Genomic DNA, 20,874 nt, shown 5'->3' with positions numbered 1-20,874 from the left:
GTATAGCGGTTAGGCGATTTTTTAATAATATTTAAAAATATGCGTCCAAATTGAATTTGTTTCCGTCTATAAGGGTGAAAGGAGGGCGGCTAGTGGATATTGAGAAATTAATTGATACATACAGTGATTATTTGTACCGCATTGCCTTTATATATACAAAGGATCGTTTAACAGCTGAAGAAGTTGTCCAAGACGTCTTTATAAACTACTATCAAAAATCAGAACAATTTGAACAGAAAGCCTCGATTAAAACTTATTTAGTAAAGATGACAATCAACCGCAGCTACGATTATTTGCGTAGCTGGAAAAGCAGGAAATTCGCATTGACTCAGTTTTTTCAGCAACATGAAAAAGGTGCCGAACAGATTTATGTCGAGAAGGAATTACAGGGGGAAGTAACCGCCGCTGTTCTTGCATTACCGGTAAAAGACCGGGAAGTGTTATTACTCTACTATTATGAGGAAATGACGGTTTTTGAAATCGCGGAACTGTTGGAATTGGCGGTATCGACTGTTAAATCTCGTTTACAGCGAGCTCGAGCGAAATTAAAGCCAAAATTAAGCATGGAGGTGATGGAGGATGATTAAGGAAAAATGGCAGCAAGAGTTAAGCAAACTGCAGTTAACGGATCAACAGAAGTCAAAATTAATGCAAACAATCGATCAGTCCAAACGCCCGAAACGACAAATGAATTGGACCATTGTTATTGCCCCGATATTTGTTTTTACAGCCGTATTTTTCCTCTACTTGTTCGCTAATGATGGGATCGTATCGCCTCCTAATCAGGCATCAAGCCCGTTAGTGGAAAACTTTGAACAAGATCAATTGGCCGAAGTTGTGAGAAGAGGGAAGTTTGTGGCCATCATCAGTTTATTGCTGATTGTGAATGGAGTTTTTGCCACAATCGTATTTTTTAAGATGAAAAGATGGCAAAAACCGAAAATACGTAAACTTCGTAAAACAGTTTATAAGTTACGTTTTTTGCTCATCACACTCTCGCCATTTATCATCTATGCAATCGGGAGCGCTATCCAAATATTCGAAGTGGATTTTCAGTGGCTGAAACTTAGCATTTTCGTGCTTGTCCTTCTTTTGCAAGTTGTAATTTTATTATATTTTGCCCGCAATACAACAGGAGAAGTATGCTGTCCGCATTGCCACTATTCGTATTCACATAAAGAACAAATAAAGATCGTTTGTAAATTAAAAATGGAATTGCGTTGTCTAAATTGCAATGAAAAAATATTTTATACTAAAAAGTACCGTCAAATCATCGGTGTACTAACGATGCTTACATCACCAACAATTATTTTCTCTTCATATTATGATTTACCAGTATCTTTAACCATCCTGTGCCTGTTATTTTATGTACTGGCAATATTTTTAGTAGTGATGCCTCTATATCTGGAACTAACTGATGAAGAAATATTTTTATATTAAAAAGAGCAGCCGAATTCATCTTTGGCTGCTCTCTTCTATTATAAAGTATATTCTACAGTAATTTTGCAATATCATCTTCTGCTTTTGCCGGTGAATCCTTTGGGGCATAACGTTTAATAACATTGCCATCACGGTCGACTAAAAACTTCGTGAAATTCCACTTAACTGATTGGCCCAGAAGACCTTTTGCTTCGGAAGTTAAGTGTTTAAATAAAGGATGGGCTTCAGAACCGTTTACTTTCACCATTTCGTGCATCGGGAACGTAACACCATAATCTAAACGACAGAACTCAGCAGCTTCCTCACTCGAAGACAGCTCTTGTTTAAATTGGTCAGAAGGGAAGCCGAGTACGACAAAACCTTCCTCTTTATACTTATCATATAATTCTTCCAGCTCTGTAAACTGATTAGTAAATCCGCACTTGCTTGCCGTATTGACAATCATCATTACCTGACCTTTATAACGGTCTAATTCATATTGCTCGCCTTTTTCCGTCTTAACAGGAATATCATAAATATTCATGCCCCGTTCCTCCTCGAAACTATTAATATCATCTTTTGTATTTTTATCGTACGTAAAAAAAGGCTGTATGTAAAATAATCGGTATCACTTAAAAATCAAAATATAACACGAATCTTGTCGAAATAATGTCGGCTCTAATACTTATCCATTCAAATACAGGACAAGGAACATTAGGTTAACATGGGTACGGGAATAAAAAATGCAGAGCTCCTTTCTAGATGCTCTGCATTTTTTCGTATTTAGATTGAAAGTATTGAATGAATCCAGCAAAAATAAAGGTAACGATGAGTGCTGACCCAATGAAGAGCACAACACCTTTCCAACCGTAGCTCATCCAGAAAATACCGCCGAGCGTTCCTCCGATACTTGATCCCATATAATAGGCGAACAGATATAAAGAGGAGGCCTGGGCTTTATCGACTTTGGCTAAATGGCTGACCCATCCGCTTGCGATGGAATGGGCGCCGAAAAACCCAAATGTAAATATAACGAGTCCGCTTATTTTTAAAGGTAAACTTACGGGGAATGTAAGAACCGCACCTAAGAGCATAATGACAATGCCGCTATATAGAACATTTTGCCTTCCATATCGATCAGACAAGCTTCCGAACCATGTAGAGCTCCACGTTCCTACTAAATAAACAACAAATAGCCAGCTTACAAAAGTCATGCTTAAATTATAGGGAGACTCGACCAACTTGAAACCGATATAATTATACATGGTCACAAAGCTGCCCATTAATGTAAATCCAATCCCGAATAATAATACAAGTCGTCTATCTTTTATATGCTGGAATAGTGTTTTAGTCAGTAATCGGAACTGTAATGGGCGTGGTGTGAAATGTATGGATTCAGGTAATGCCCATACGAAGTAACAGCTGATAATAATGCTTAAAACCCCAAGTACAATCATTCCAATTTGCCAGCTGAATAAATCAGTCATCGTGCCGATTATAATACGGCCCGATAAACCGCCAATCGCATTTCCGCTTATGTAAAGACCCATTGCCACTCCTAAGCTTGAAGGCTCCATTTCTTCTCCTAAATAAGCCATCGCAATGGCAGGCACTCCGGCAAATACAAATCCTTGAATGATTCGCAATGCGAGTATCGTTTCAAAGTTAGGGGCAAACGCAAGTGCCAGTGTTAAAACCGACGCCGCAAATATTGAAGTGGTCATCAATTTTTTTCGTCCCCATGCTTCCGATAATGAACCAAAAAGTAAAAGGCTAAATGCCAAAACGGATGTAGCAGCAGAGAGTGATAAACTGGCTATTGCAGGCGAAACATTGTAATCATTTGAAAACTGGGGCATCAATGGCTGCGTTATATAAAGGTTGGCAAAGGTGATGAAACCTGCAGCAAATAACGCGATATTCGTCATAGTAAAAGCTTTTGTTCCTCTTTTTATATAGTCCATATAATCCCTTCAATCTTGATAACTTTTGAATAATCGCTCGTATGGATAGCTTGCTATCTGTTATTTATCATTACAATTATTCAGTTGGTTGCCCTGTCAGTACTTGGGCGATTTCTTCGATCGTCATATCAGAGCGGAGATCAAATGCGCCTTTTTGAATAGAACGCGCAAATTCCGGTTTGGACAAATAAAGCTCAAGCTCTCGTCCATTTGTGACAATACCTAGATCTTCCGCTTGTTGTCCGATTGTATAAATGGATACATTTTCGTATATATAAATGGTCTCTTCCACTACATCTGATTTGTTTTGTTCCTCTGTGGCAGCAGATTTCTTTTCAGTTGTACGGGTTGTTTGCTCATCCGTTTTATTAGAAGTGTCACTATCAGGCTTTTGCTCGTTTAACTGTTTTGTCAATTCGGCGATCTGTTTTTCATAGTCGTCTAATTGCTTTTCATAAGCCGTGTTATCTTTCTGACTGGAATCTGAAGACAAATTGTCGAACAACGCCATGCTTGCACCTGCCAAAAAAAGACCGATACCAAATGCTCGCAATGATGATTTCATTATTGACCTCCATTTGCTAAAATCGATTGGATTTGAGCATGTGATAATGTCGAGCGCTTACTGATTTCCTCAATCGATAAGCCTTGGTTATTAAGCGCAAGTACTTGACTAACTAAAATACCGTTAATCGGCTTTGCATTATTTTGCGGAGTCGCCTTAGGAGATGCTCCATAGCTTTGAGCTGCTTTTACTTGGGCTGCTACTTCCTGAAAAGAGGAGAAAGCCGCTTGTTGTTCTGAATTTTGCTGTTGGACAGAAGAAGGTTTGCGTACTTGAAAATTTGGTTCGACAAGCAGTTCCTCTTCCAAAGCTTTTACGCGTCGTTTTAAAGCATTCGTTTCCTGATAAATATTGATCGATAAATCTTCAACATCTCTTTCAACTTTTGCTGATTTGTCTTTAAATAATAGGGATATAATAATGACAGCAATACCAGCAATCATTAATATTGAAGAAAGTCCCATATGAAGTCCTCCGTTTCTTTTGATCTATAGCAATGTCTTGACAGTAAACTTGCATTTGAAGTGGTTAATTGTTTTCTTACTGCAGATTCCCTTTATTTTAACATAGTAAAACTTATTAAGAAATCATACTAGATTTTTCAAAACAGTGTGTTATAATAGGTAAGTCGTATAAATCATGCTCAAATAAATTTATTCTTAATTTAGAGTGGGAGGGTTAATGATGCGCGTAAACATTACTTTAGCTTGCACAGACTGCGGCGAACGTAACTACATTTCAAAAAAGAACAAGCGTAACAATCCAGAGCGTCTTGAACTTAAAAAATATTGCTCTCGCGAGAAGAAGTACACTCTTCACCGTGAAACAAAGTAATAATCGCTCATTTAGCCAAAACCACTCGTTGGTTTTGGCTTTTTACTTGATACCCTATTAAATTTTCCTATGATCATTCAACGAATTTGATTGATGATAGGAAAGTTTAACTTAAAACAGCTTGATTGAAAGTGGGGATTTGTTTGGAGAAAAGAGACTATCGTATAAACGTGCAGGAAAAGTTGTCCAATATGACCGATCAGGAATATCGTGAACGTTCAATGGAAATCGCTCGGCAATTATTACAGGAACCATCTATTCAAAAAGCAAATTTAATCGCAATTACTTTATCAAATCAGCCGGAAGTGGATACGACGTTTATTATTGAAGAATTATGGAAATTAAATAAATATGTTGCAGTTCCGAAATGTAATCCGAAAGATCGCTCGATGCAGTTTTACAAAATTAACAGTTTTGAGGAAACCGAACGAGCATATAAAAATATATTAGAACCGATACGAGAAAGAACGGAACTGATTGAAAAAGAACGGATTGATGTTATGGTCGTGCCAGGGGTAGTCTTCGATCGTCACGGGTACCGAATCGGTTTTGGCGGGGGTTATTATGACCGTTATTTAGTTGGATTTAATGGAATGCGTATATCCCTTGCATTTGAGGAGCAGCTGTTGAACGAAATACCGAGAGAATCACATGATCTTCCGGTACATATACTACTTACAGACAAAAATCGCATAGTCTGCGAATAATTGGTGGAGGAACGACAATGAAGTCAATGTTGGATGTGCTTGGCATCTTAAAACAATACGGTATTTACATTTATACAAAGGACCGTATTGGAGATCTATACTTAATGGAAGACGAAATCAAGGAATTATATAAATCGAAATTTATTGATACAAAAGATTTTCAGATGGCTCTGTTAATCCTGCGTCAGGAAGAGCAAAGGCTTAAAGCAGGAAAATAACCGTCATTTAACGTATAATAGTAGGGATCATAGAGAGATATGCTTGTTTACTTAGGGTTTTAACTTTTTGGCGAACATATCCCGAGTAAAACAGCGGCAGTAACCGCTGTTTTCGTATTTAACGAAACCTTTTCAAGTTTAATACGTACTAAATAATAGTGCTATTTTATGAATGTAACTGTTTAAACGAAATAATGTTGCGGATTTGTTTGAAAAGCTTTAACATAGATTTTGTTTGAATGAGGATTTTACACAAATAAAATAATGTAATTAAAAAAATCGAATATGTAAAGAGAGGATGTATAGGATATGAAAGATTTTAAATGGCCTAAACATTCGATATTAGCGATTGCCGTAATAGCAACCTGGATTAAAACTGTAATTGTTTATGAAACTAGCTTTGATATGAAGATAGAAAATGCAATGCAATTGTTAATTTTGTTTATCAATCCATTAAGCTTCTTATTATTCTTCTATGGATTGTCATTATTCTTGAAATCACAAAAAGCGCGAAATCGCTATATTATCGGCAGTAGTATTTTACTGGCCTTAGTAGTATACGGAAATGTTGCCTTTTACCGTTTCTACAATGACTTTGTAACATTGCCTGTTTTATTCCAAACGAGTAATTTTGGAGAACTAGGTACATCAGCTGCAGCAATTATCAGCTGGATGGATCTCTTCTATTTTGTGGATGTATTACTGATTATGTTAACCGTAAAGCTTTTACCGAAAAAAGAAGAATCGTTACTGCCTATACGTAAAGATGCACGTAAAGCATACTTTGTCATGACGGCAGCTATTTTATTTTTAAACTTAGGTTTAGCAGAAACTGAACGTCCCCAACTATTGACACGAGCATTTGACCGTGAATTATTAGTAAAAAATATCGGAACATACAACTACCATCTATACGATGTATATGTGCAATCGAAATCGTCTGCACAGCGTGCGTTGGCAGATGGCAGTGAGCTAGTAGAAGTAAGTAACTATGTACGCGCAAATCAGGCTGAACCTAATGTCGAAATGTTCGGCAAGTACGAAGGGCGAAATGTAATTGCAGTTTCACTTGAATCTTTGCAGTCATTTGTGATTAATGAAGAAATGAATGGGGAAGTAGTCACACCATTCCTGAATTCATTGACAAATGATAAAGATACGTATTACTTCAGTGATTTTTACCACCAGACGGGATTAGGGAAAACTTCGGATTCTGAGTTTATTTTCGAAAACTCGTTATATGGTTTAGGCCGAGGTGCTGTATTCTTCACACATGGTGAAAATACGTATAACTCCTTTGCAGAGCGTTTAGGTGAAAATGGATATTTCACAAATGTTATGCATGCGAACAACAAATCATTCTGGAACCGTGATATGATTTATAAATCATTTAAATTAGACCAATTTTATGATATTGAATCATACGAAGTAACGGAAGAAACATCTGTAAACTGGGGATTAAAGGATATTCCATTCTTTGAACAATCCGCATCATTGATGAAAGAAATGCCACAGCCATTTTACAGCCGTCTCATTACTTTAACAAACCATTATCCGTTCTATTTGGATCCGGAAGATATGATGATTCCTGAATACGATTCAAATTCAGGTACGTTAAACCGTTATTTCCAAACGGTTCGCTATTTGGATGAATCGGTGAAGGAATTCTTCGATGATTTAAAGGAACAGGGTTTATATGAAAATTCGATTATTGTGATGTACGGAGACCACTACGGAATTTCCGAAAATCATAATAAAGCGATGGCTAAATATTTAAATAAAGAAGAAATCACACCATATGACAGTGCGCTTTTACAGGCTGTCCCATTATATATCCACATCCCTGGTTCAAATGATGGACAAGTGATGGATAATGTAGCAGGTCAGTTGGATATTCGTCCGACATTACTGCATCTGTTAGGTATTGAAACTTCAAAAGATATGCAATTAGGTGCTGACCTATTCTCGGAAGAACATGAGGATTTCGTTATTTTCCGTGATGGTCGATTTGTAACAGATCAGTATGTGTATGCTGGTGAAGTATGCTACGACCGTGAAACGGGAGAAGCGATTGATACGGAACCGTGTCAGCCATTCATTGACCGTTCAACACAAGAACTGGAATACTCGGATCAGATTATTAATGGTGACCTGTTGCGTTTTTATGATATAGAAACGGGTAACCTGCTGATTGATAAGGATTATAAATAATTAAAGCTGCCCCCGGAGAAATTCGGGAGCAGCTTTTTTCTCATATAAAAAACGTATTGCTTCTACAGCAATACGTTTTTTTGTTGCAATTAATGAGTTGGTGGATAGCCCTGATTTAATACCGTCATAATGACGAACCAACCGAAAACACCTGCAGCTAAAGCATTGAAGGCAGCAGCTAATAGGTTTTTCTCTTTGATTGATTGGAATATGCCAATTACGCCAAAAATTGCAACTAAACCGAAAATAACCATTAATAAGTTCATAAAAAATTGACACTCCTTTCAACATTCCAAAAAATGTCTCAACAATATTCCTCTTTTATTGTAAAGGTTTCCAAATCGTTTGTCGAGCACTTTAAAATGGCGTTTGTTTGAACGATATCTTTCACTAGGAGATCGATAGAAAAAATGTATAATGGAAACTGAGGTGATGATTGATGTTAAATGTTAGAAAATATAGTCTTGGACCGATTCAAACGAATTGCTATATTGTAAGCAATAAAGAAAAAGACTGCTTAATTTTTGATCCAGGTGAAGAAGGGGCACGCATTGTAAATGAATTACGAAAAAATGGCTTAAATCCATTAGCAATTTTATTAACCCATACACATTTTGATCATATCGGTGGAGTGGATGCGGTACGGGCAATATACAATATCCCGCTGTATGTCCATGAAAAAGAAGTGGACTGGCTTGCGGACCCGATGAAAAATGGTTCAGGCAAATATGCGGAATTGCCAAATTATATTGTCAAAAAACCTGAGGAAGAACATATTATCCGAAAAGAAGGGGAAATGACAATCGGTGCATTTACCTTTACGGTAGCCCATACACCAGGGCATTCTCCTGGAAGCGTATCTTTTATTTTTAAAGACGATGCGTTTGCGATTGTGGGCGATACATTATTTGAACAAAGCATCGGACGCACAGATCTGATTGGCGGTTCGATGAATGTCTTGTTGAAATCGATTCATGATAAGCTTTTATCATTACCGGAAGATACAATTATTTATCCAGGGCATGGCGACTATACGACACCAGCTGCAGAAATGGATTCCAATCCTTTCTTAAATGGCTTTTAACCATACTTATGTAAATAAAAAACGACCGCTCTCTATTGAAGAGCGTGTCGTTTTTTAATGTCCGCCACCTGGAGTGTGTATGAATGTTGTGTAATAGGTGAAACCGGCGAAGAAAACAGTCAAGTATGCGCCAAAAATGTACATGTACATGCGTTCTGAAAGATTTAAGAAGCCTAATAATAAAAATAAACCTGTATTACCTACGAATAATAGCGAAACCTCGTTCATACCACCAAGGTAGAACATAACGGCGAAAATAGCAGTCCAGAATGCCATAACTTTATACATATTGCTCATCAAATATCCCTCCTTTTCTAAAAAAATAGAATAGTCTCTCATTCATTATAAATCAAGTTTCTGGATAATGTAAACTGTGAGATATAGAAGAGTTGTGACAAATGCATGTTTTTTCCATTAATTGTGTACGGAAATTTTGTATTTACAAAAGTCACAGTCGTTAACCATGCTTTCCATTTTCGTAACTTCATGCCGGTCAAACAGTACATCAACTTGTCCATACAAATAGGATTCGTGGAGCTGACAAACGATTTCTCCGTAGTTCGATATCTGTTCTTGGAAGGGGCAGTTGAAAAGAGAGAATATGATGGTTTTGGATTGGTCATGTTCAATTACTTCAGGAATATAACCGATTAATGTGGCACTTTTCGTAATCATGGCCAATTTCTCGTCAAAAGTAAATGGAGATTTTCGTTTTATAGACTTCATTTGTTCAAGCATCGATTGTTTTCCGTCGCGGTAGCTGATTTCCTGTGCTTTGCTCAACGCTGCTTCACCAAGTTCTAGAATCAGTTCAAGTGACCATTTAATTAATGAAGATGTATCACGTCTAGGGATGCTTAAATTGATTCCTTCCTGTTTTGCTTTATATACTCTACCAGGTCGTCCGCCTTTTCCGGTTTTTAAATGTTCGGAGGAAATAGCGCCAATTTCTGCAAGTTTCGTTAAATGCAGACGTGCTACATTGGAATGGATTTTAAATTGCTCTGCAATATCCTGAACGGATAAAAATTGCTTTTGCTGCAACATAAACTCATAAATTGAAAACCTGGTTTCATCTGCAAAAGTGCTGGAAATTTTAATCGGATGTATCATAAGTAGACCCCCAATACGGTAAAAATTTAAAAAATGCTAACTTTATTATTATTCTACATGAAATATTAGCAAATTTGTTAATATTGAAAGAAAATTCCTATTAAAAAGAAATTTTATCTGTTTTTATAGGAAAGAGTGGACATTCCATTTATAATGGAGTCACATCTAACGAATTGGTGAAGGGGTGATTACCATAAAACAATTATCGATCATTGAACAAAAATGTTTGGAGCTTTTATCTAAGGCCGCACAACTTCATGTTACAGACATCCATTTACTCCCTAGAGAAGGGTGCTATGATCTGTTGATGAGAAAATACGGTCGCTTTGAAAAGGAGGATGAACTCCCTACAGAGCTTGCTACCCGAATGATTTCCTATTTTAAATTTCTTTCTTCGCTTGATATTAGTGAAAAGCGAAAGCCTCAAAGCGGTTCCTTCCAAAAATTTATCGACCAGTCGATGTATGCCTTCCGGATTTCCACATTACCTTCCAGCTTCTTTAAAGAAAGTTTAGCAGTTCGAATATTACGACAGAACTACACCGTCCCGCTGCAAACATTATGTCACTTTCGGGAAAGTGTTGAACAGTTGTATAGACTGGCCAGACTGGAAAGCGGGTTAATATTACTTAGCGGTGCGACGGGAACCGGTAAAACGACCACGTTATATTCATTGCTCCACTATTGTTCACAGCATTTATCTCGACACGTCATTTCTTTGGAAGATCCAGTAGAAAGCAGGCAAGAGCAGCTGTTGCAAATTCAAGTGAATGAGCGAGCCGGAATGACATATTCGGCAGGTTTAAAAGCAATTTTGAGACATTCGCCTGAAGTGATAATGCTCGGGGAAATCCGGGACAGGGAAACAGCAAAGGTTGCCATAGAGGCGGCATTTTCCGGACACCTTGTTATTTCAACGATTCATGCAAAGGATACGGTGAACTGTATTTACCGGCTTCATGATTTGTCGGTTTCATTTGAAGAAATGCGGCAGATGCTAAGAGCGGTTGTTTCGCAGCGTCTAATCCAGACAGAGGAAAACGGTTATAAAGCTATTTTTGAATTTTTAACCGATGAACAATTGGAGCTTGCCTTTGAATCGATTATTCAGGAAAAATACTTTACATTACCTTATGAGCAAACATTGGCAGGTCAAATTGCAAAGCTTCAAGGAGACTACTATGAATACACCACTCCTTAAAAGGGCCACATCTGTTACTTTATTAAAAAAACCTGCCATAAAATCCTCGGAGCTCCCTACATTACTCCAACGAATTTCCACACTACTAAATGAAGGTTATACATTTGGTCATAGTATCGAAATGCTGTTGCCCTATCATATAAAACAATATGAACCTGTCCAACAGGAAATATCATCAATATTGCGTGGTGGTGGCAGTGCAACGCAAGTTTTCCAGCTGCTTCGTCTAGATAGACAATATTTAGTCTCAATTGAGTTGGCAGAAGTGACGGGTAAGTTGAGCGAAGCAATTGCTCTTGTTGCAAAACAGCTCGTTTTCCAACAGCAGGCGAAAACAAAACTATTAAAAATAATATCGTATCCGCTCATTTTATTTTCATTTTTAATCGTATTATTTATCGGCTTCCGAACGTATTTTCTTCCTAACATGTCCACTGTTATTACATCCCGTGTTCATAGCGAATCGTCCGCGAGCATTCAGTGGTCGACGTTTTTCCTCCATATGCCGGACTACATTATAGCAGTCGGCATCGTTCTAAGTATTGTACTCTCCTTGGTAGTTTACCAAATTCGAAAAAAACGAATTGATCTCCAGCTTCATCTTCTGTTTAGAATCCCGTTAATCGGACTTTTTTGGCGCCTGTTTCTGACAAGGCAGTTTGCCCGCCATTTAGGAAATCTGCTATTAGCGGGGTTCTCGCTTCAAAAGGCATTCGACCATTTAAAAACACAGCAGCACCAGAAACAGATTGCTTATATTGCCGGTACCCTCCAAGAACGCATTCTTATTGGCGATTCATTGGAGCGGGCAGTGGAAATTGTCGGCTTTTTCTATCCGAAATTTGAACATTTTATAGCACATGGTGAAGCGAGCGGTTTGCTGGGACGGGAGCTGATTTTATATTGTGAACTTTTGGATGAAAAGCTTCAGAAAATTATTGAACGAATGCTGGCGATTATTCAGCCCCTGCTTTTTGTGATTATTGCCATTTGTGTCATTGCTGCGTATTTAAGTATTTTAATCCCGATGTATGATGTTATTGATTTTATATAAGAAGAGGTGGAACAGATGAAAAATGAAAAAGGATTTACATTAGTTGAAATGCTTGTGGTCTTATTGATTATCTCTGTTTTGATACTCGTAACTATTCCAAATATATCCAAACACTTCACATCGATCGATGAAAAAGGTTGTGATGCCTATATACTGATGCTTCAAGGACAAGTCGAGGCGTATAAGCTTCATAATAATGAATATCCCGCTTCAGTCTCAGATTTAATTACGAAGGGTTATATTATGAAAAAAGAAAATGAAGAGGATAAGGATTTGAAATGTCCGGATAATACGAAAATCGATATTGTAGAGGGTAAAGTTGTATTGGTAAAAGGAACGTAGTGATGAAGCAGAAAATTAAATCAGCTGTAACGGATGAAAAAGGTTTTACATTAATGGAAATGCTTATTGTTCTCTTTATTTTTTTAGTAATCAGTTCAATGATTCTCTATTTTTCACAAAAACCGTTGATGGTCTACACAGAAAAGCAGGTGATGGACCAAAATGAGATGTTAATTCGCATGACACAATTATTATCCATTGAGAAAGGAACACCTCATAGTTTTGAAATTCTTAACTGTCAGTGGATTCGAATAAAGGAGCGCAATACTGCTGACATTGTTTATGATCAGAAAATAGCGCGGCCTATCGATATGTATTTATCTACACCTTATAACCGGCTCATATTCAATACCCAGGGGAACGTCCAGGCGTTTGGTCGTCTTACGTATCACTTTGAGGATACAAGCTATCAGTACTCCGTCAATATCGGGAAAGCGAGAATTTTGGAAAAGGAGGTTTTTCATGAGCCAGGAAGGACTAACACTTGTTGAAACACTGTTAGCGGTCGTCATTTTATTTTTCCTTTCGTCGACAATCATTCCGCTCACATTTAATATGAAACAGCAAATTGCCATTCAAAAAGTTCAAACACATGCAGCGGAAGCAGCTTTTATAGGAGCGATGAAATATAAACGGTATGGACAAACATCCGGGATGCAGCAAATTGACGATGTACAGTTTCAATGGCATTATGACGGGCGCCAAGTATGTGTGCATTATGATCTTAATAATAAGAATGAGGAACTGTGTGTATGAGGGAGAGGCGAATATTAAATGAGCGGGGTTTTACATTACTGGAGAGCTTATTTCAGTTAACCGTGTTTGTACTTTTTAGTTCGATTACCCTGCTAATTCTTTTATGGGTTCGGGATCTTCGACAGATTGAAATGATGAAAGATGAAGTGAACTGGGAATTGTTCGTATATGATCTTCATCAATACAATATGAATTCCGCATCCGGTAAAGTGCTCAGTTCGAGTATGCTGCAACTTGAAATATTAAATGATCCCGAGGAACGGTTATTTGTCTTCGATAAATCTGCAGAGCATTTACGTAAAAGGTCGAATAAAGGAGGAAATGAAATTATGCTGCCTTTTGTTGAGAACTGGGAGCTTGCGATTATCGGAAATGAATTGAACATGAAGGTAGTGATGAAAGATGGAACAAAACGAGAAAGGGACCTCGTATTACCATTACCTCCAAAATGACAAAGGTACACTATTTCTCTTGGCAGTATTTTTATTATTCATCGTTTCCGGAGCTGCCGTTTTCTATACAAATGCATATTTTGCGCAAATAAAAGTATATAATTCATTGGAATCTATTTACGTTCGTGCTACGATAAATATACTAAATTTACCTTAAAGTTCGACTTCTTTTTGCAAAGTCGAAAAAATGTCACATTATGCGATATGATTGACAAAAACAATTGGATGAACAACGCAAAATGAGAACGATAAAGGTGAAGGTGTAATGAATTAAGTAGTCCGTAATTAGAAGAAGGTGAACAGCATGCGTAAAATTTATTTAGTTGGATTTATGGGGTGCGGAAAAAGTGCGATAGGCAGACGTTTAAGTTTTTTCTTGAAAATGCCGTATTACGATATGGATCATGAAATTGTAAGACAGCAGGGTATGACGATCCCAGAAATTTTCGAGAAATACGGCGAAGCACACTTCCGAAAAATCGAGACGGAATTTTTAAAGAATTTCCGTGATGAAGCATGCATTATCGCTACAGGCGGTGGGGTAGCCGTGAATGAAGAAAACAGGAGAATTATGCGCCAAACAGGGCTTGTATTTTTTCTGGATGCAAAATTTGAAGATATTTATATGCGTATTCGGAATGATAAGAACCGTCCCATTGTTCAATCGACAACGGAGCAAGAATTGGAAAACCTGTATCACCAACGAAGAAAGAGTTATCGACTAGCTGGTCATATACAAGTACTGACAGCCGGGAGAACATTAAGACAGATTGTTGAGTACATCGGCTTTCAAGTAAAACGTCTTAAAGGCGAATGATATATCGATATTTATTGTTAATGTTCGTGTTTTGAATAAAATTAAAAAAAGATTGCGTTTGCATTATATTCAATGTTAGGATATTGCTAAGAAGAGCAATAACATGAAGTAAATAATCTAACGCGGATGATGGTACGGGGAGAGAACGTGATGTCACGTCGCCGAAGGAGCAAATAGCGATGCTATGAATCTCTCAGGCAAAAAGACTCGTATTGGACGCAACTCTGGAGAGTGCTGTAATAGCAAATGTTGCAAACAGCCACCAAAGGGGAAAGCCTGTATTGTGATAGTGGATCAAATTCAGGTGTAACTTTCAGGTGCAAGGACAGAGAATCTCGGTAAAGGGGATTCGTCTGTCTTTTTTTTATGGAGAAATCAGCTCTGAAATATTCTGATGATTCTAATAAAAAGATAGATTTACATTTCAATCGTGTAATGTTGCTTCCCCTTTGCAAGATAAAACGAACCTACATAACTAAAGGAGGAAATGAACATGACAAATGAATTAATGCTAAAGCGCACACCACTTTTTGACGAATACGCAAAGTATGGTGGGAAAACAGTTGATTTTGGCGGCTGGGAATTACCAGTACAATTTTCTTCAATTAAAGAGGAGCATGATGCGGTACGTAACCGTGCAGGGCTTTTTGATGTATCCCATATGGGGGAAATTATCGTAGAAGGTCCGGATGCACTTGCTTATTTACAAAAGATGCTATCTAACGATATTTCCAAAATTGCAGTTGGCGGTGCCCAATATAGTGCCCTTTGCTACGAAGATGGCGGTGTTGTGGACGATTTACTGACATACCGTTTGGAAGAGAACCGTTATCTTCTTTGTGTAAATGCAGCAAATATTGAAAAGGACTTCGAATGGTTACAGCAGCATGTTGAAGAGAATGTCAAAGTGACAAATCTGTCAGATGACTATGCTCAAATCGCCCTGCAAGGACCATTATCTCAAGAAGTGCTCCAAACATTAACAGCAACAGACTTATCGGGAATCAAATATTTTAAATTCCAGGATAATGTGGATGTAGCAGGTCATTCGGTTCTTGTGTCCCGCTCTGGTTATACAGGGGAAGACGGATTCGAAATCTACGGTGCACCAGCAGCGATTGTTGATCTTTGGAACAAAATTTTGGAAGCAGGAAAAGACAAAGGGGTAGTAGCTGCCGGTTTAGGGGCACGTGATACACTTCGTTTTGAAGCTTGCCTGCCATTATATGGCCAAGAAATTTCAAAAGACATTTCACCACTGGAAGCGGGCATTGGCTTTGCAGTGAAATTGGCGAAAGATCCGCAATTTATTGGTCAGCAAGCATTAATTGACCAAAAAGAAAATGGCCTGACACGTAAATCTGTAGGGATCGAAATGATTGATAAAGGTATTCCTCGTCACGGCTATAAAGTATTTAAGGATGGCGAAGAGATCGGCTTTGTAACTACAGGAACCCAGTCACCAATGACAAAGCGCAATATCGGTTTAGCTTTAATTGACGCAAAATTCACAGAAGTTGGAACTGAACTAGAAATCGAAGTACGAAAAAATAGAGCAAAAGCTGTGGTGGTAGAAACGCCATTTTACAAGCGTGCAAAATAAAGGAGAACTTCAATCCGCGGGGATTCTCCCCCTTGATTGATAGTTGAACCAATCTCCTGCATTTCGAGGAAGATAAATAACTACCCGTGATTGCGGGATAAAACTTTTGAAAAGAGGGTTAACAATGAAACATCGTTATTTACCAATGACGGAACAAGATAAACAAGAAATGTTAGACCGTATCGGGGTTGCGACAATTGATGAGCTTTTCGAGGATATTCCTGAGAAAGTTCGCTTCCAAGGAAGCTACAATATTAAGCCTGCGAAGTCAGAAGCCGCTTTAATGAAGGAACTTGCACAACTTGCAGCAAAAAATAAAGATACAGCGAGCAATGTTTCGTTTTTAGGTGCAGGTGTCTACAATCACTATAAACCGGTAATTGTTGATCACGTGATTTCACGTTCGGAGTTCTATACAGCATACACACCATACCAGCCGGAAATTTCTCAGGGTGAACTTCAAGCAATTTTTGAGTTCCAGACGATGATCGCAGAACTGACAGGCATGGATATTGCAAACTCTTCTATGTATGATGGCGGTACGGCATTGGCAGAAGCAGGTATGCTTGCTGCAGGACATACACGTCGCGGTAAATTACTTGTTTCAGGAGCTGTTCATCCGGAATATCAGGATGTTGTAAAAATGTATGCGACAGGACAATCAATTGAAGTCGTGACAATACCGACAAAAGACGGTGTGACAGATATCGAAGCACTTAAAGGCCTTATTGATGATCAAACAGCCGGTGTAATCGTTCAATATCCGAACTTCTTTGGTCAAGTTGAAAATCTGCAGCCGCTTGCTGATATTACACATGATGCAAAAGGATTGTTTATCGTATCTGCTAACCCGTTAGCTCTTGGCGTTTTAACACCACCAGGAAAATTAGGCGCAGATATTACAGTTGGGGATGCACAAGTATTCGGAATTGCAGAAGCATTCGGTGGTCCACACTGTGGTTATTTCGCGGTAACGAATAAATTAATGCGTAAAGTACCTGGCCGCCTTGTTGGGGAAACAGTAGACCAGGATGGACGTCGTGGTTATGTATTAACATTACAGGCACGTGAGCAGCATATCCGTCGTGATAAAGCGACATCTAATATTTGTTCAAACCAGGCATTGCTGGCACTTGCTTCTTCAGTTGCAATGACAGCTCTTGGAAAACAAGGGATGCAGGAGATGGCGAAACAAAATATCGTGAAGACACGCTTTGCTAAAAATGCATTTGAAGCAGCTGGCTTTGAAGTAATCTACCAGGGCGCACACTTCAATGAAATCGTAGTAAATACAAAGCATAATGTAACAGAACTAAACAAAGCATTAATCGAAAAAGGCATTATCGGCGGCTTTGACTTAGGTCGTGTTTATCCGGAATTAGAAAATCATGCACTCATTGCTGTTACGGAAATCCGTACAAAAGAAGAAATCGAGCAATTAGTTGCAGAAATGGGGGCTTACAATGCATAACGAAAACCAATCACTCATTTTCGAAATTACAAAACCAGGTCGTGTCGGCTATAACTTAGAGCCATTGGATGTTCCTGATTTTGATCTAGAAGAACTTCTGCCGAAAGAGTTAGTACGTCAGGAACCGGCTGAACTGCCGGAAGTTGCAGAATTAGATATTATGCGTCACTATACAGCACTTTCAAAACGTAACCATGGTGTGGATTCAGGGTTCTATCCACTTGGTTCATGTACGATGAAATATAATCCGAAAATCAATGAAACGGTTGCACGCTATGCTGGTTTTGCCAATGTTCACCCATTACAAGATGAGTCGACAGTGCAAGGTGCAATGGAATTATTATATGACCTGCAAACATCTCTTCAGGAAATTACAGGTATGGATGAAGTAACATTACAACCGGCAGCAGGCGCACATGGTGAATGGACAGCATTAATGATGATCCGTGCATTCCATGAGGCAAATGGTGAAGGACACCGTAACAAAGTAATCGTACCGGACTCAGCACACGGTACAAACCCGGCTTCTGCTACAGTTGCAGGTTTTGAAACAATTACAATTAAATCAGGTGAAGACGGCTTAGTTGATCTAGAAGATTTACGTCGCGTTGTCGGTTCTGATACAGCAGCACTTATGCTGACAAATCCGAACACGTTAGGCTTATTCGAAGAAAACATTTTAGAAATGGCTGAAATCGTACACGGAGTCGGCGGTAAAGTTTACTATGACGGCGCAAACTTAAACGCTGTTATGAGTAAAGCACGCCCTGGCGATATGGGCTTTGACTGTGTTCACTTAAACTTACACAAAACGTTTACAGGTCCACATGGTGGCGGTGGTCCTGGTTCAGGTCCAGTAGGGGTAAAAGCGGATTTAATCCCATTCCTGCCTAAACCAGTATTAGTGAAAAAAGAAGATGGTACATTCCACTTCGATTACAACCGTCCACAATCAATCGGTCGTGTGAAACCTTACTACGGAAACTTTGGTATTAATGTCCGTGCCTATACGTATATCCGTTCAATGGGTCCAGATGGCTTAAAGGCTGTAACTGAATATGCAGTATTAAACGCAAACTACATGATGCGCCGTTTGGAAGAGCACTTTGATTTACCGTACGATCGTCACTGTAAGCATGAATTCGTGCTATCAGGCCGCCGTCAGAAAAAATTAGGTGTTCGTACATTGGATATCGCAAAACGCCTTCTTGACTTTGGCTACCATCCACCAACAGTTTACTTCCCGTTAAACGTGGAAGAGGGAATCATGATCGAGCCAACAGAAACAGAATCAAAAGAAACATTGGATGCATTCTGTGATGCAATGATTCAAATTGCTCAAGAAACGATCGATAACCCGTCAATCGTACAAGAAGCACCACATACGACAGTAATAAGCCGTTTAGATGAAACGCGTGCTGCACGTACACCTGTATTGCGTTATGCAAAAAAAGAAGAAGTCACAATTTCATAAATTTTTGCAAAAAGGTCAGAGCAATTTTCTGACCTTTTTTCTATGAGTAAGGTTAGACTTCTTACGTGCTACTATATAATAGTAGAAACTACTGATAATCAGGCAATTTGGAATCGTAGCGCAAATGAATAAAAATTAAAAAGCCCTCTACAATGTAGAGAACTTTTAAAATTAGTTTTTCGATTTAACTTTACCTGTCCAAGTTTTGAAGCCACCTTGTAATTGGAACAGTTGGCTATAGCCTTTTTTCTTTAATGTCAAGGCTGCTCGTGCACTACGACCAGAGTTTTGGCAGTAAAGGTATACAGGCAGGTCCGGACGGATTTCTTTATGACGTGTATTAAGCTGCGTCATCGGAATGTTTCGAGCACCTAAAATGTGTCCGGCTTCAAATTCTTTAGGTTCGCGTAAATCGATTAATTGTGCTTTACGGTAGCCTTCAATAAATTGCTCCTGTGTTAAATTTGTTACGGATTTTTTTAAGCGCATAGAGTTGATTACTACGTAAGCAACGATTACTACTAAAATTACTAGTATCGTATATAAAATTGTCACTGCGATATTGCCCCTTTCTTTCTGTACTATCTATTATAAGAGATGAACTAGAGTTAGTCGAGCGAGTTTGTTAAAATGAATTGGTGGAGGCGAGAAATTGTGAAAAAACAATGGTATTTTATAAATTCGGGTCCGTGCAGCCCTGCCTATAACATGGCACTGGATGAAGCATTGCTGGACTGGCATAGCCAAGGGGAAATTCCTCCGGTTATTCGTTTTTACGAGTGGAACCCTGCTACATTATCAATCGGTTATTTCCAGCAAGTACATAAAGATATTAATTTAGAAGCTATAAAAAAGCAAAACTTAGGTTTCATCCGTCGACCTACAGGCGGACGTGCCGTTTTACATGACCAGGAGCTTACATATTCGGTCATTGTGACAGAGAGCTACCCAAATATGCCCGAGACCGTTACAGAGGCGTATCGTGTCATTAGCGAAGGAATTTTACAAGGGTTCCGTCTATTAGGACTGGATGCTTATTTTAGTGTGCCGGAGACGAAGGAACAACTGGATGATCTGAAGAAACCGAAAAGCGCGGTATGTTTTGATGCACCGAGCTGGTATGAGCTGGTGGTTGAAGGGAAAAAGGTAGCGGGCAGTGCGCAAACACGTCAAAAAGGTGTTATTTTGCAGCATGGCGCTATTTTACTGGATCTGAACGAAGAACTGCTGCTATCGGTATTTAATTTTGCTACGGAAGAGGCAAAAGAACGTATGCGTAAAAAGTTACCGGAAAAAGCGGTTGCGATGAATCAGTTTGTCGACACACCATTTACAATCGAACAATGTGTGAATGCATTTTCCAAAGGATTTGAAGAAGCATTGGACATAGAACTAATTCCTTACGAATTAACAGAGCAGCAAACGCAATATGTAGAACAATTGATGCAAAATAAATATTTAACAGATGACTGGAATTTCAAAAAATAGATTACGAACGTGTGTTTTTATTTTTTGTAAAAAAATTTTTATACCCGAAACGTTGATATAGATGGATTTAACAAAAAGAAAAAAAAATCAACCCCTTGTTT

General features: G+C 38.5%; 26 protein-coding genes and 1 riboswitch. Of the genes, 18 read left to right on the top strand and 8 right to left on the bottom strand.

Annotated elements, in window-relative coordinates:
- Positions 1-92: 92 nt before the first annotated feature.
- Positions 93-587, top strand: a complete 495-nt coding sequence (locus tag MKY51_RS10800) for a sigma-70 family RNA polymerase sigma factor (protein ID WP_339171891.1) — start codon at positions 93-95, stop codon at positions 585-587.
- Positions 580-1,440 (top strand): hypothetical protein, encoded by an 861-nt coding sequence (locus MKY51_RS10795; RefSeq protein WP_339171889.1) that lies wholly within the window; start codon positions 580-582, stop codon positions 1,438-1,440. The genes MKY51_RS10800 and MKY51_RS10795 overlap by 8 nt, the downstream gene beginning before the upstream one ends.
- 52 nt (positions 1,441-1,492) lie before the next feature.
- Here the strand turns inward: MKY51_RS10795 and MKY51_RS10790 are convergent, their stop codons facing one another.
- The 4 genes from MKY51_RS10790 to MKY51_RS10775 all read right to left on the bottom strand — a co-directional run bounded on the left by MKY51_RS10790 (position 1,493) and on the right by MKY51_RS10775 (position 4,412).
- The gene (locus MKY51_RS10790) at positions 1,493-1,963 is read right to left on the bottom strand and encodes a glutathione peroxidase (RefSeq protein ID WP_339171887.1); all 471 of its coding nucleotides are present in this window, start codon (positions 1,961-1,963) and stop codon (positions 1,493-1,495) included.
- 214 nt (positions 1,964-2,177) lie between these two features.
- Positions 2,178-3,383, bottom strand: coding sequence for an MFS transporter (locus tag MKY51_RS10785; RefSeq protein WP_339171885.1), 1,206 nt, complete (start codon positions 3,381-3,383; stop codon positions 2,178-2,180).
- A gap of 76 nt (positions 3,384-3,459) precedes the next feature.
- Positions 3,460-3,948, bottom strand: a complete 489-nt coding sequence (locus tag MKY51_RS10780; RefSeq protein ID WP_339171883.1) for a hypothetical protein — start codon at positions 3,946-3,948, stop codon at positions 3,460-3,462.
- Entirely contained in the window at positions 3,948-4,412 is a 465-nt protein-coding gene (locus tag MKY51_RS10775) for a hypothetical protein (RefSeq protein WP_339171881.1), read from the bottom strand. The genes MKY51_RS10780 and MKY51_RS10775 overlap by 1 nt, the downstream gene beginning before the upstream one ends.
- 220 nt (positions 4,413-4,632) lie before the next feature.
- On the opposite strand from MKY51_RS10775, the gene rpmG reads away from it, so the two are divergent.
- The 4 genes from rpmG to MKY51_RS10755 all read left to right on the top strand — a co-directional run bounded on the left by rpmG (position 4,633) and on the right by MKY51_RS10755 (position 7,918).
- Positions 4,633-4,782, top strand: coding sequence for a 50S ribosomal protein L33 (gene rpmG / locus MKY51_RS10770; RefSeq protein ID WP_008408521.1), 150 nt, complete (start codon positions 4,633-4,635; stop codon positions 4,780-4,782).
- A 143-nt stretch (positions 4,783-4,925) separates the two neighbouring features.
- Positions 4,926-5,489 (top strand): 5-formyltetrahydrofolate cyclo-ligase, encoded by a 564-nt coding sequence (locus MKY51_RS10765; protein ID WP_339171879.1) that lies wholly within the window; start codon positions 4,926-4,928, stop codon positions 5,487-5,489.
- Between the two features lie 17 nt (positions 5,490-5,506).
- On the top strand, positions 5,507-5,707 hold the full coding sequence (locus tag MKY51_RS10760) for a YqgQ family protein (protein ID WP_251686925.1): 201 nt from the start codon (positions 5,507-5,509) through the stop codon (positions 5,705-5,707).
- 309 nt (positions 5,708-6,016) lie between these two features.
- On the top strand, positions 6,017-7,918 hold the full coding sequence (locus MKY51_RS10755) for an LTA synthase family protein (protein ID WP_339171873.1): 1,902 nt from the start codon (positions 6,017-6,019) through the stop codon (positions 7,916-7,918).
- Positions 7,919-8,007: 89 nt separating this feature from the next.
- Here MKY51_RS10755 and MKY51_RS10750 read toward each other — a convergent pair whose 3' ends face one another.
- Positions 8,008-8,184 carry a DUF2759 domain-containing protein gene (locus MKY51_RS10750; protein ID WP_008404364.1) on the bottom strand — a complete coding sequence of 59 codons (177 nt, stop codon included), beginning with the start codon at positions 8,182-8,184 and terminating at the stop codon, positions 8,008-8,010.
- A gap of 173 nt (positions 8,185-8,357) precedes the next feature.
- Between MKY51_RS10750 and MKY51_RS10745 the strand changes: the two genes are divergently transcribed.
- Positions 8,358-9,002 (top strand): MBL fold metallo-hydrolase, encoded by a 645-nt coding sequence (locus MKY51_RS10745; RefSeq protein ID WP_339171869.1) that lies wholly within the window; start codon positions 8,358-8,360, stop codon positions 9,000-9,002.
- A 54-nt stretch (positions 9,003-9,056) separates the two neighbouring features.
- Here the strand turns inward: MKY51_RS10745 and MKY51_RS10740 are convergent, their stop codons facing one another.
- Together MKY51_RS10740 and MKY51_RS10735 are read right to left on the bottom strand one after the other, a co-directional pair.
- Positions 9,057-9,299, bottom strand: a complete 243-nt coding sequence (locus tag MKY51_RS10740) for a DUF2626 family protein (RefSeq protein WP_008404362.1) — start codon at positions 9,297-9,299, stop codon at positions 9,057-9,059.
- A gap of 117 nt (positions 9,300-9,416) precedes the next feature.
- On the bottom strand, positions 9,417-10,115 hold the full coding sequence (locus MKY51_RS10735) for a transcriptional regulator (RefSeq protein WP_339171866.1): 699 nt from the start codon (positions 10,113-10,115) through the stop codon (positions 9,417-9,419).
- A gap of 184 nt (positions 10,116-10,299) precedes the next feature.
- On the opposite strand from MKY51_RS10735, the gene comGA reads away from it, so the two are divergent.
- The 10 genes from comGA (at position 10,300) to gcvPB (ending at position 19,285) form a co-directional block, all read left to right on the top strand.
- Entirely contained in the window at positions 10,300-11,316 is a 1,017-nt protein-coding gene (gene comGA, locus MKY51_RS10730) for a competence type IV pilus ATPase ComGA (RefSeq protein ID WP_339171864.1), read from the top strand.
- A complete protein-coding gene (comGB, locus tag MKY51_RS10725) occupies positions 11,297-12,370 on the top strand; it encodes a competence type IV pilus assembly protein ComGB (protein ID WP_339171861.1) in 1,074 nt (357 codons plus the stop codon). Before comGA ends, comGB begins: the two co-directional genes overlap by 20 nt.
- Positions 12,371-12,385: 15 nt before the next feature.
- Positions 12,386-12,712, top strand: a complete 327-nt coding sequence (comGC, locus tag MKY51_RS10720) for a competence type IV pilus major pilin ComGC (RefSeq protein ID WP_339171858.1) — start codon at positions 12,386-12,388, stop codon at positions 12,710-12,712.
- A 2-nt stretch (positions 12,713-12,714) separates the two neighbouring features.
- The gene (locus MKY51_RS10715; RefSeq protein WP_339171855.1) at positions 12,715-13,203 is read left to right on the top strand and encodes a prepilin-type N-terminal cleavage/methylation domain-containing protein; all 489 of its coding nucleotides are present in this window, start codon (positions 12,715-12,717) and stop codon (positions 13,201-13,203) included.
- Complete coding sequence (locus MKY51_RS10710; protein WP_339171853.1) at positions 13,175-13,468, top strand: type II secretion system protein; 294 nt, start codon at positions 13,175-13,177, stop codon at positions 13,466-13,468. Before MKY51_RS10715 ends, MKY51_RS10710 begins: the two co-directional genes overlap by 29 nt.
- Positions 13,465-13,920 carry a competence type IV pilus minor pilin ComGF gene (gene comGF / locus MKY51_RS10705; protein WP_339171852.1) on the top strand — a complete coding sequence of 152 codons (456 nt, stop codon included), beginning with the start codon at positions 13,465-13,467 and terminating at the stop codon, positions 13,918-13,920. The genes MKY51_RS10710 and comGF overlap by 4 nt, the downstream gene beginning before the upstream one ends.
- Before the next feature lie 304 nt (positions 13,921-14,224).
- Positions 14,225-14,737 carry a shikimate kinase gene (locus MKY51_RS10700; RefSeq protein WP_339171850.1) on the top strand — a complete coding sequence of 171 codons (513 nt, stop codon included), beginning with the start codon at positions 14,225-14,227 and terminating at the stop codon, positions 14,735-14,737.
- A 126-nt stretch (positions 14,738-14,863) separates the two neighbouring features.
- A riboswitch (glycine riboswitch) is annotated at positions 14,864-14,956 on the top strand.
- Between the two features lie 274 nt (positions 14,957-15,230).
- Positions 15,231-16,340 (top strand): glycine cleavage system aminomethyltransferase GcvT, encoded by a 1,110-nt coding sequence (gene gcvT, locus MKY51_RS10695; protein ID WP_339171849.1) that lies wholly within the window; start codon positions 15,231-15,233, stop codon positions 16,338-16,340.
- A gap of 124 nt (positions 16,341-16,464) precedes the next feature.
- Complete coding sequence (gene gcvPA / locus MKY51_RS10690) at positions 16,465-17,811, top strand: aminomethyl-transferring glycine dehydrogenase subunit GcvPA (RefSeq protein WP_339171847.1); 1,347 nt, start codon at positions 16,465-16,467, stop codon at positions 17,809-17,811.
- Positions 17,804-19,285 carry an aminomethyl-transferring glycine dehydrogenase subunit GcvPB gene (gene gcvPB / locus MKY51_RS10685; RefSeq protein WP_339171846.1) on the top strand — a complete coding sequence of 494 codons (1,482 nt, stop codon included), beginning with the start codon at positions 17,804-17,806 and terminating at the stop codon, positions 19,283-19,285. The genes gcvPA and gcvPB overlap by 8 nt, the downstream gene beginning before the upstream one ends.
- A gap of 171 nt (positions 19,286-19,456) precedes the next feature.
- Here the strand turns inward: gcvPB and MKY51_RS10680 are convergent, their stop codons facing one another.
- Positions 19,457-19,840: a rhodanese-like domain-containing protein gene (locus tag MKY51_RS10680; RefSeq protein ID WP_079527702.1), complete on the bottom strand. Its 384-nt coding sequence runs from the start codon at positions 19,838-19,840 to the stop codon at positions 19,457-19,459.
- A 153-nt stretch (positions 19,841-19,993) separates the two neighbouring features.
- Here MKY51_RS10680 and MKY51_RS10675 point away from each other — a divergent pair, with 153 nt between their 5' ends.
- Positions 19,994-20,773: a biotin/lipoate A/B protein ligase family protein gene (locus MKY51_RS10675; RefSeq protein WP_339176617.1), complete on the top strand. Its 780-nt coding sequence runs from the start codon at positions 19,994-19,996 to the stop codon at positions 20,771-20,773.
- The last annotated feature ends 101 nt before the right edge of the window (positions 20,774-20,874 follow it).

The organism is Solibacillus sp. FSL R5-0691, assembly GCF_037974225.1.
GTDB lineage: Bacteria > Bacillota > Bacilli > Bacillales_A > Planococcaceae > Solibacillus.
The sequence above is the reverse complement of the archived record's forward strand: the minus strand, read 5'-3'. Positions and strand labels throughout refer to the sequence as shown.